Here is a 7,305-nt window from a genome sequence, read left to right as displayed (position 1 = left end):
GAGGCTGACCAAGGCGCGTCCGCATTTCATTATTGTCTAGCTGCGGCGCCTAGTCCCTCGGGTCATAAGCCCGTCCTCTCCGCAAGGAAAAGCACCTTGCTTTGAGGTCGTTCTTATGCCTGTCGGGCCTGGCCAAGGCGCCTCCGCATTTCTTATAGGAGTTGTTTATTTTGGCTATTTTACCGATTGTTTTGTTTCCTGAGAAAATTTTGAAACAAAAATGTGATAAAGTAACAAGTTTTGATGGAAAGTTGGCTAAGCTGTTAAATAATATGTATGACACCATGATTGAAGCAGATGGTGTGGGGCTTGCTGCTCCGCAGATAGGGGTTAAAAAGCAGATTGCTGTCGTCGATATTGGGGACGAGTCTGGTACGCTTGAGTTAATTAATCCAGTTATTTTAGATAGTTCTGGTGAACAAACTGGACCTGAAGGTTGTTTGAGTTTTCCAGACCTATATGGTGAGGTAACTCGTCCGTATCGTGTGAAGGTTAAGGCTCAGGATCGTCGGGGCGCATTTTTTGAAATGGAGGCAGAGGACTTTCTTGCCCGTGCTATACAGCATGAAATTGACCATTTGCATGGTGTTTTATTTACTAGTAAGGTGACACATTATTTAACTGAAAAAGAGCTAGAAGGGGTAGTTGAAGAATGACAAAAATTTTATTTATGGGCACACCAGACTTTTCGGTACCGGTATTACAAAGAATCCTGAAAGAAGGATACGAAGTGATTGGTGTCGTTACTCAGCCTGATCGGCCAGTGGGACGTAAGAAAGTGCTGACCCCGCCTCCTGTAAAGGTTGAAGCTCTGAAACACGGAATTCCAGTTCTGCAGCCGGAGAAAATTCGGGTAAAAGAAGATTTAGATAAAGTACTTGCGTTGAACCCAGATTTAATTGTTACTGCTGCATTTGGACAAATCTTGCCGAATGAACTGCTTGAAGCACCAAAATACGGGTGTATCAATGTTCATGCGTCACTTTTGCCAGAGCTGCGAGGCGGTGCTCCTATTCATTATGCACTGTTACAGGGTAAAGAGAAAACAGGCATCACGATTATGTACATGGCTGAAAAATTAGATGCCGGAGACATTTTGACTCAAAGTGAACTTACAATTACTGAAGAAGATAATGTAGGGACACTGCATGAGAAGCTAAGTGCAATCGGTGCTGATCTTTTAGCAGAAACATTGCCAAAGCTTATTAAGGGCGAGCTTAAATCGAAGAAGCAGGACGAAACCGCTGCGACATTTGCCCCTAATATTAAACGGGCACAAGAAAAGATAGATTGGACTCAAACCGGAGAAGCTATTTTTAATCATGTGCGTGGTTTGAATCCTTGGCCGGTTGCCTATACACTTATTGATGGAGCTGTTTTAAAGATTTGGGATACTAAAAAAGTGTCATTTGAAGGAAAGGCACAGCCTGGTGAAGTATTATCAATCGAAGACAACGGTGTGTTAATTGCCACAGGCAATCAGACAGCAGTGTTGGTTACGGAGCTTCAGCCATCTGGAAAGAAAAAAATGCTTGCAAAAGATTATTTGCGTGGAGCCGGCAGCTTTATTATACCTGGTATGAAGTTAGGAGCAGAAAATGACAACAATTAAGAAGAATGTTCGGGAACTCGCTGTAGATGTTCTAGAATCTGTAGAAAAGAATCAGTCATACAGTAATTTATTATTAAACTCTAAAATAGAAAAGCATAACTTGTCTGGTGTAGACAATGGTTTATTAACAGAAATAACGTATGGAACCATTCAACGAAAAATGACGTTAGATTATTATTTAGAGCCTTTTGTCAGAGACCGTAAACATACACTTTCGTGGGTTTATAATCTGCTTCGTATTTCGTTGTATCAAATGGTGTACTTAGATAAGGTTCCGGATCACGCTATCATTTATGAAGCGGTAGAGATAGCAAAAAAACGCGGTCATAAAGGGATCGCTTCTATGGTAAACGGCGTATTGAGGAGTATTCAGCGTCAGGGTGTACGTCCGCTTACAGACATTAAGGACGAGACTGAACGATTGTCCATTGCCACTAGTCATCCACAATGGCTTGTAGAACGTTGGATTGAGCAGTATGGTGTAGAGAAAACGTCAGAAATGTGTGAGATAAATTTAACGGCTCCCTTACAAACAGTCAGGGTAAATACACGTAAAATTTCACGAGATGAACTTGTACGACTATTGACTGAAGAAGGTTTCGAAGTTGAAAAAAGTTCAATTGTCCCGGAAGCTATTAATTGTCTGCGAGGCAACCTTGTTCATTCTGAAAGCTACACGCTTGGATTTATGACGGTCCAAGATGAAAGTTCAATGCTTGTTGCGCATGCCTTAGGGGCAGTTGAAAATGATATGGTTCTTGATGCATGTGCAGCCCCAGGCGGGAAAACGACTCATATTGCAGAACGCCTGACTACAGGACAAGTTTCAGCTATCGATCTTCATGATCATAAAGTGAAGTTGATTAAGAAACAAGCACAACGTTTAGGTCTTCGTAATATTAAAACCTATGTGGCAGACAGCCGTGATGTGCAGCAGAAATTTAGTGCAGAAGGCTTCGATCGAATTCTAATTGATGCTCCATGTTCAGGGTTAGGTGTTATGCGCCGGAAACCTGATATTAAGTATACAAAATCAAAAAATGATATAATAAAGCTCGCAAGTATACAAACTGAGCTGTTAGATGCTGCAGCACCTTTATTAAAACAAGGCGGCCGCTTGGTATACAGTACCTGTACAGTCGATCAGGAAGAAAACCAGCGTGTTGCTGAGGCTTTTTTAGAAAGACATCCTGATTTTGAAAAAGATTTAGAGTTACAAGAGCGTCTCCCAGAAGGAGTACAAAGTTTTGTTGAAGATAATATGTTGCAGATATTCCCACAAGATCTAGACAGTGATGGGTTCTTTATATCCAGCTTTAAAAAGAAGAGCAATTAATGGTACCGTACAGACAATTTGACAGATCTTGCTGTTAGATTGTCTGTACTTCTACCAAGTGCTGGGTTAGTTGATAGCTGTGAATTATGTAAATCTAGCCGTGTCCGTACACCTCGAGAACGAATTTTTCCCTTTAAGAAGGACGCTGAAAAAGGTATTGTGACGACCATCAGCATGCGGTCAAGAATGCTAAGAGCGAAAAGAAGAGACGAGGTGAACCTATGAAGGCAGTATTTAAAACAGACCGTGGAAAAGTCCGCCAGCATAATGAGGACAATGGCGGTATTTTTATCAATTCTGATGGAGTTAGTCTGGCAATTGTCGCCGATGGAATGGGTGGACACCGTGCCGGTGATGTGGCAAGTGGAATGACCATTGATTTTTTAAGCAAAGAATGGGAACAAACAATGGACATCTTAACTGCTCAAGATGCGGAAATGTGGTTTAAGAATCAAATTACTAAGGTTAACCAGCTGCTCTTTGACCATTCAGCTGAGCATTTAGAATGTAATGGGATGGGTACGACCGTTGTGGCTGCTATTTGTACCAATCGATTTTCGACAATTGCTAATATTGGCGACAGTCGCTGTTATTTATACAATGAAAGCGGCTTTAAACAAGTGACGGAAGATCATTCTCTTGTAAATGAATTGGTCCGTTCAGGGCAAATATCACGGGAAGATGCAGAACACCATCCTCGTAAAAACGTGTTATTGCGGGCACTAGGAACAGAATTACAGGTTGAAATGGATATTTCAACTATCACATTTGAAGAGGGAGATATTCTCTTGCTTTGCTCAGACGGCCTTTCCAATAAGGTTAGTGAGAATCAGATGAAAGAAATGTTAGTGTCTGATACTGATCTTAATGAGAAAGCAGCTGCATTAATTGACTTGGCCAATCAATACGGTGGTGAAGATAATATCACCCTTGTCCTTGTTCAATTTTGTGATGAAAGTGAAAGTGGGTGAACTGAATGCTGATTGGTAAAAGAATCAACGGTCGCTATAAGCTGTTAGATATGGTTGGCGGCGGTGGCATGGCTAATGTTTACCTGGCTAGAGATATGATCTTGGACAGGGATGTAGCTTTGAAGATTCTGCGAATGGATTTCAATAATGATGATGAATTCATTAAACGTTTCAACCGGGAAGCACAATCTGCTACCAGTTTAGTTCACCCTAATATTGTCAGTATTTATGATGTCGGTGAAGATGGCGACATTTACTATATTGTCATGGAATATGTAAAAGGCTTAACGTTAAAGCAATACATACAAAAGAACTATCCGCTGTCAATTGAAGAGTCCATTAACATTATGGAACAAATTACTGCAGCCATTTCCAATGCACATCATAACGGTATTATCCACCGGGATATTAAACCGCAGAATATCCTTGTTGATGAAATTGGAAATGTGAAAATTACTGATTTCGGAATAGCTTTGGCTTTAAGTGCAACAAATATTACGCAGACGAATGCTGTTTTAGGATCTGTTCATTATTTATCACCGGAGCAGGCAAGAGGCGGCATGGCGAATAAAAAGTCCGATATTTATTCGTTGGGCATTGTGATGTTTGAGTTGTTAACCGGAAGACTGCCTTTCTCAGGTGAATCCGCCGTTTCCATTGCGTTAAAGCATTTACAATCGGAGACGCCTTCGCCCAAGCGCTGGAATCCTGACATCCCTCAAAGTGTCGAAAATATTATTTTAAAAGCTACTGCAAAGGATTCTTATTATCGGTATGAAAGTGTCGATGAAATGCATGAACAAATCAGAACGTCACTTAAACCAGAGCGACTTAATGAACCGGTCTTCGCCATCCCAGAAGACCATGATGCAACGAAAGCGATACCTATTATTACAAATGATAATATGGCTAGTATTGACGAAACCATTATTAGGGGTCCAGAAAAAAATACGGCTGTTTACGATGACCCTTCCGCACCAGTTAAGTCGGTTGCAAAAAAAAAGGGAGCGAGTTCAAAGAAACAGAAAAAACGTAAAAAGCGGCCCCTGCTTCTGATAGCTAGTCTTTTAATGATTTTGCTTATACTTGGTGGTTCTTTTGTGTTCTTTCTTGATTTATTTGGTCCAAAAGAAATCACGATCCCGGATCTCTCGGGAGAAGAATACGATGATGCAATCGTGGAACTGCTTAAGACCGGACTTGAACCAGGGAAAACGATCGAATTATCTGATGAAAAAGTCCCTCAAGAACAAGTTATTAAAACCGAACCTCGTGCCGGTAAAGTAGTTAAAGAAGGTACAGAGATTGATATTTATCAAAGTACAGGAAAAGAAACGGTTACGGTTTCCGACTATATCGGCCGTAATATTGATAGTATTGAAACGTTACTGGGTAAAATGGATTTTAAGAAAAGTATGATATCTGAAGAATTTGATGATAGTTCTCCTGGAACTATTCTGACACAAGTACCATCTTTGAATACAGAAGTGGTACCATCGGAGACGGCCTTTGAATTTACAGTCAGTAAAGGACCGGAACAACTTCCATTAAAAAATCTTACAGAATTCAATAAAGCGGGTCTAGATGACTACGCTAAAGAAGCTGGAATAAAAATTAACGTAAAAAGGGAAGAGTACAACGAATCTGTTGGTGTCGGCTTGGTTATTAGTCAGGAACCATCACCAGGAACCAAGGTGGAAAAAGGCAGTACCGTGAATGTCGTTCTTTCCAAAGGCAAGAAAGAAATCCCTCCTAAAAAGGTTGTCAAGAAAGTTACAATAGAATACGTAGACAATCCTGATAAGCCAGGTGAGGAGCAGACCGTTCAAATCTATATAGAAGATATGAACAACAGCATGACGGAGCCAGTTGAAACGTTTCCGATAACAAAGACAGAAACAAAGGAACTAGTTTTCTTAGTACCCTATGACAAGCAGGCAGGATATAAAATCATTCTTGACGGCCGTGTTTATTTAGATAACGTTGTACCCTATCCCGAATGATAAAGCACCTGCAAAATCAATTAACTAAAGGAGTGAAGCTATGCCAGAGGGCAAAATCATTAAAGCGCTCAGTGGATTCTACTACGTGCTTGATGGCAAACAAATTATCCAGTGTCGAGGCAGGGGAGTCTTTCGACATAATAAAGTTAACCCCCTTGTCGGTGATTATATCGTGTATCAAGCTGAAAATAGTACGGATGGGTATCTGCTTGAAGTAAAGGAACGTACCAATGAACTCGTTCGGCCGCCAATAGCGAATGTTGACCAAGCCATTCTTGTCTTTTCAGCTGTTGAACCTGAATTCAGCACCACCTTGCTGGACCGCTTCCTTGTTGCGATAGAAAATAATGAAATTGAACCGATTATTTGTATTAGTAAGATGGACCTGATTTCGGAACAACAACGGGAAACACTTAATCAATATATGGAGGACTATCGGAAAATCGGTTATGAGGTTGTGGCTACGTCTTCTATAACGAGTGCCGGTCTTGGGGTCTTGCTGCCATATCTTGAAGGAAAAACGAGTGTTTTTGCTGGTCAATCAGGGGTGGGAAAATCATCTCTTCTAAATGCAATCAACCCGGAACTTGATATCGAAACGAATCAAATTTCAGCTCATTTAGGACGAGGCAAGCATACGACAAGACATGTTGAATTACTACCCATCGGTTCAGGTCTTGTTGCTGATACACCTGGATTTAGCTCCTTAGAATTCTTAGATATTGAATTAGAACGATTAGCGTATTGCTTCCCGGAAATTTATAAGTACGGAGAGCAGTGTAAATTTCGCGGTTGTTTACATGATAAAGAACCAAAGTGCGCGGTAAAGCAGGCAGTAGAGTCAGGAGATATTCCAACCTACCGTTATAAACATTACCAACAAATATTCGAGGAAATCAAAGATAGAAAGCCGAGGTATTAGACGATGGTGAAAATTGCACCCTCCATTTTGTCAGCTGATTTTGCAAAGCTGGGTGAGGAAATCCGTGATGTGGAAGCAGGCGGAGCCGATTATATTCATGTAGATGTAATGGATGGTCATTTTGTTCCTAATATTACAATCGGACCACTGATTGTAGAGGCGATTCGTCCAGTAACGAAACTTCCGCTGGATGTACATTTAATGATTGAAAACCCTGATCAATTTATCGAAGCTTTTGCCAAGGCAGGAGCTGATTACCTAACCGTACATGTGGAAGCATGCACGCATCTGCACAGGACCATTCAATTAATTAAGTCATTTGGGGTTAAGGCGGGTGTCGTGTTGAATCCAGCTACTCCTGTATCGATGATTCAACATGTTATTGAAGAAGTAGATATGGTGCTGCTTATGACAGTTAACCCAGGATTCGGCGGACAGTCATTCCTTTCTTCCGTGCTTCC

The 7,305-nt window shown here is 41.0% G+C and carries 7 protein-coding genes; all 7 read left to right on the top strand.

Annotation, left to right across the window (positions count from 1 at the left end; genetic code table 11):
* Positions 1–170: 170 nt before the first annotated feature.
* The gene (def, locus tag AC52RT_RS17200; protein ID WP_495541877.1) at positions 171–656 is read left to right on the top strand and encodes a peptide deformylase; all 486 of its coding nucleotides are present in this window, start codon (positions 171–173) and stop codon (positions 654–656) included.
* Positions 653–1,612: a methionyl-tRNA formyltransferase gene (gene fmt / locus AC52RT_RS17195; protein WP_495541876.1), complete on the top strand. Its 960-nt coding sequence runs from the start codon at positions 653–655 to the stop codon at positions 1,610–1,612. Before def ends, fmt begins: the two co-directional genes overlap by 4 nt.
* Entirely contained in the window at positions 1,599–2,948 is a 1,350-nt protein-coding gene (rsmB, locus tag AC52RT_RS17190) for a 16S rRNA (cytosine(967)-C(5))-methyltransferase RsmB (RefSeq protein WP_495541875.1), read from the top strand. The genes fmt and rsmB overlap by 14 nt, the downstream gene beginning before the upstream one ends.
* Before the next feature lie 221 nt (positions 2,949–3,169).
* On the top strand, positions 3,170–3,919 hold the full coding sequence (locus tag AC52RT_RS17185) for a Stp1/IreP family PP2C-type Ser/Thr phosphatase (RefSeq protein ID WP_495541874.1): 750 nt from the start codon (positions 3,170–3,172) through the stop codon (positions 3,917–3,919).
* 5 nt (positions 3,920–3,924) lie between these two features.
* Positions 3,925–5,922 (top strand): Stk1 family PASTA domain-containing Ser/Thr kinase, encoded by a 1,998-nt coding sequence (pknB, locus tag AC52RT_RS17180; protein ID WP_495541873.1) that lies wholly within the window; start codon positions 3,925–3,927, stop codon positions 5,920–5,922.
* A gap of 40 nt (positions 5,923–5,962) precedes the next feature.
* Positions 5,963–6,844: a ribosome small subunit-dependent GTPase A gene (rsgA, locus tag AC52RT_RS17175; RefSeq protein ID WP_495541872.1), complete on the top strand. Its 882-nt coding sequence runs from the start codon at positions 5,963–5,965 to the stop codon at positions 6,842–6,844.
* A gap of 3 nt (positions 6,845–6,847) precedes the next feature.
* Positions 6,848–7,305 (top strand): ribulose-phosphate 3-epimerase (gene rpe, locus AC52RT_RS17170; protein WP_495541871.1); only part of this gene is annotated, 458 nt, incomplete at its 3' end.

It is taken from the genome of Peribacillus sp., assembly GCF_059453735.1.
The sequence above is the reverse complement of the archived record's forward strand: the minus strand, read 5'-3'. Positions and strand labels throughout refer to the sequence as shown.